This window comes from Bacteroides sp. ET71 (genome assembly GCF_023336905.1).
GTDB lineage: Bacteria > Bacteroidota > Bacteroidia > Bacteroidales > Bacteroidaceae > Bacteroides.
Genome location: NZ_JAMBLS010000074.1, coordinates 1 through 2,727, shown reverse-complemented (window position 1 = coordinate 2,727; position 2,727 = coordinate 1). Strand labels below are relative to the sequence as shown.

5 protein-coding genes are annotated in these 2,727 nt (G+C 32.5%); all 5 read right to left on the bottom strand.

Annotation, left to right across the window (positions count from 1 at the left end):
- Positions 1–124 precede the first annotated feature (124 nt).
- Positions 125–619, bottom strand: coding sequence for a hypothetical protein (locus M3090_RS15105; RefSeq protein WP_191762925.1), 495 nt, complete (start codon positions 617–619; stop codon positions 125–127).
- Between the two features lie 83 nt (positions 620–702).
- Entirely contained in the window at positions 703–1,077 is a 375-nt protein-coding gene (locus M3090_RS15100) for a hypothetical protein (RefSeq protein WP_249057651.1), read from the bottom strand.
- A 67-nt stretch (positions 1,078–1,144) separates the two neighbouring features.
- A complete protein-coding gene (locus M3090_RS15095) occupies positions 1,145–1,705 on the bottom strand; it encodes a hypothetical protein (RefSeq protein ID WP_249057648.1) in 561 nt (186 codons plus the stop codon).
- Between the two features lie 69 nt (positions 1,706–1,774).
- Positions 1,775–2,251, bottom strand: coding sequence for a hypothetical protein (locus tag M3090_RS15090; RefSeq protein WP_018712185.1), 477 nt, complete (start codon positions 2,249–2,251; stop codon positions 1,775–1,777).
- A gap of 78 nt (positions 2,252–2,329) precedes the next feature.
- Positions 2,330–2,692 (bottom strand): hypothetical protein, encoded by a 363-nt coding sequence (locus tag M3090_RS15085; protein WP_005650152.1) that lies wholly within the window; start codon positions 2,690–2,692, stop codon positions 2,330–2,332.
- Between the last annotated feature and the right edge of the window lie 35 nt (positions 2,693–2,727).

Here is a 2,727-nt window from a genome sequence, read left to right as displayed (position 1 = left end):
AGCGGGGAACGCTGTCAAGCGTTATCACGCTTTGTTACCGATATTTTTTACTTATTTTGATTTATAAAATTTCGATGAAGAAATGAGATAAAGCTATTTACTCGCCTTCTCTGATAAACTATAATTACCATTGTTCATATTTTCTTCTACTTACTATTTTACCGTTTTTTATTTCCTCAAACCTTTCTTCAAGCAATGGGATAAAAACAACAGCATCAAAATCAAGAAAGCGTTCTTTATATTTCAAGATAACATCTTTGAAATATAGGAATATATCATCACAAAGTGCCTTTCTTGTTTCAATTTCGGACAAGTTATCATATTTGTCAATTGTGAGCATTTGGTCTATTATAAGTTTATCATCTTTTTTAAGGTATCTGTAAAATGATTTTAAGTTGCCACCTTCTATATTTTCAGAAAGGAAAAATCTAAGAATTGCGTCAATTGCAATATGACTATATTGGGGATCAAGAGTCGTTAGTTTAATTGAAATTGAATCTTGCCAATTTTCATCGTTTAAACCGTCTATAATATAGCTTAAAACCTTACGATTTATAAATGCTTTTTCGGGTGTTCTTCCTCCTTGTGATTGATACGTAATTCGTAAAAATAGTCCCATAATGAAATTAATTTATTTTGTTATTATCGGTAATGGTTCAGCAGGGAACGGCTTGCCGTTATCCTGCTTCGTTAATGGTATATTTATATTTTTCCATGTCTATGAAATGTCTCCAAGAGAAGGCAAGCAAAGGTTGCCACTATATATATTGTAAGCACCCACGCTCCGGCTTTACGTTGCACGGAATTTTCATCTTCATACTTAGCTATAATTCTTTTATACCTTTTCTTTAAGAAATATCTGCTACTCAACAATGCTATCAAACCACCCTGAATAATATAGTGTTGGGTATCGGACGGGAATTCAATAACCCCATATTGGGTTAATATGCCCCATACGGTTAATACATTAGCATATAGCATGACTGAAAACAAGAGCATCGCAAAAAATACAGCTCCTTCCGCTACAGAAGAATGAAGCCATAATCTATAAAATCTATAATATAAATAATCTATCATATCTTATTACCATTAATGGTTTGGTGAGCAACAGCGTTTAGCTGTTGTCTCGACCTCGTTATAAACTCTATTTGCCATTTGAAATAGTTGGTATTGCAAACTCGTTCGTTTCATAAATAGGAGCAAACATTCGTATCATAAAAATCTTGCAATATATACTATCACATAGTATGTTATCATTGGGTTGATTCGAAATAAACAATGCTTTATAAAAAAACTTATCGTTCATTTCTTTGACAAAAACCACATCATAAGAGATTAATATGGCAAGACTATCATTAGTTATAAAATCATTGTAGCTTAAATTCCTTTTATAGCTGCCTCGTAAAATAATTTGACAATCATCAAGTTCTTTATCTGTTATAAATTCTATCACACCATCGTATTTGAGGTGCCTGTAATTTATGTTACTGTAATCACTTGCCGATATTTCTCTTATACATGCTTGTTCAACGAAAGGTAGTTTTTTTAATCCCCATTGAACTGGATATAATGTAAATAGCCATACATACATTCCAATAATGATGATAATCGGAAATGCAAATATCAAGGAATGTCTAAAATCCTTTCGAACGATGCATCCAAAGAAGGCTATAATTAGCATAAGAAGCAATACAATGACTACCATCCTATTTCAATTCTAATTGTTTATAATGGGATGCAGCTTGCTGCCGTTAGGCGGCACAGGTGCTTGTTATCAACCTTTCAAAAATTCAGAATAGCGTTTATTACAAATTTCTTTTATCTCATTATAGTTTTCTTCTGAATTTTCCACATAAAAATATGAAGTGTCGGGATTATATTGACTGCCTAACTTATTCTTTACCCAATTATCATAGTCAGCTAAATAGTAACCAAACTTCTTTGCAAATTTGGTTTTGTCTGAATGATAATAGGCTGCTGCAAACTGCTTACCTTTAGTATTAAGTTCATTTGATGTAAGAACTCCGTCCATATCATCAAAGAAAAAATCTCTACAATCCAACTCTTTATTTTTAATTTGTTGGAGCTCTTCTGCACAATCTTCTTCGATTTCTCGTGACATTAAATCATTTTCAACACACCACCTTACGAAGAAAGCAATGTGTGTTGCACCTGCTATTGCAGGTAAATCTTTAGGCATATCTTTTGAGTCATAATGCCATTTGGCTTTGTCATAAACTTCAAACTTCATATTTTGTTTTTTTAGTTGGTTGATAATGGCTAAGCGGGGAACGTTATTAAACGTTATCACGCTTTGTTAGTCACGTTATTATTCTTGTTTATCTATAAAATCATAAAACTCATCCAAACCATATCTGGCTAAAGCATTATCTAACCATTCCTGATAACTGTCGGGGATTTCTTCACGTTCAGGATGTCCAAGCCAATACATTTCACCATATCGAGCAAGCATTGCCCAGTAATAAAAGGGTTCGTGAGCAAAGATAGAAACAGCAATAGTACTTTCTATTGGATGTTGAATCGGATAAAAATTTTTAACCAATTGCTGTGCATTCTCTATGGTAGTATTTCCATATATAGATATGCACTCTACCAAAAGTTCGCAAAACGCTTTGTAATGAAAGATGGCTATTTCTTTTTCATCTTCTACTACTATTATATCTTTATTCATATTGCTTTAATTTATAAGTTATTTCAAGTTGTGAC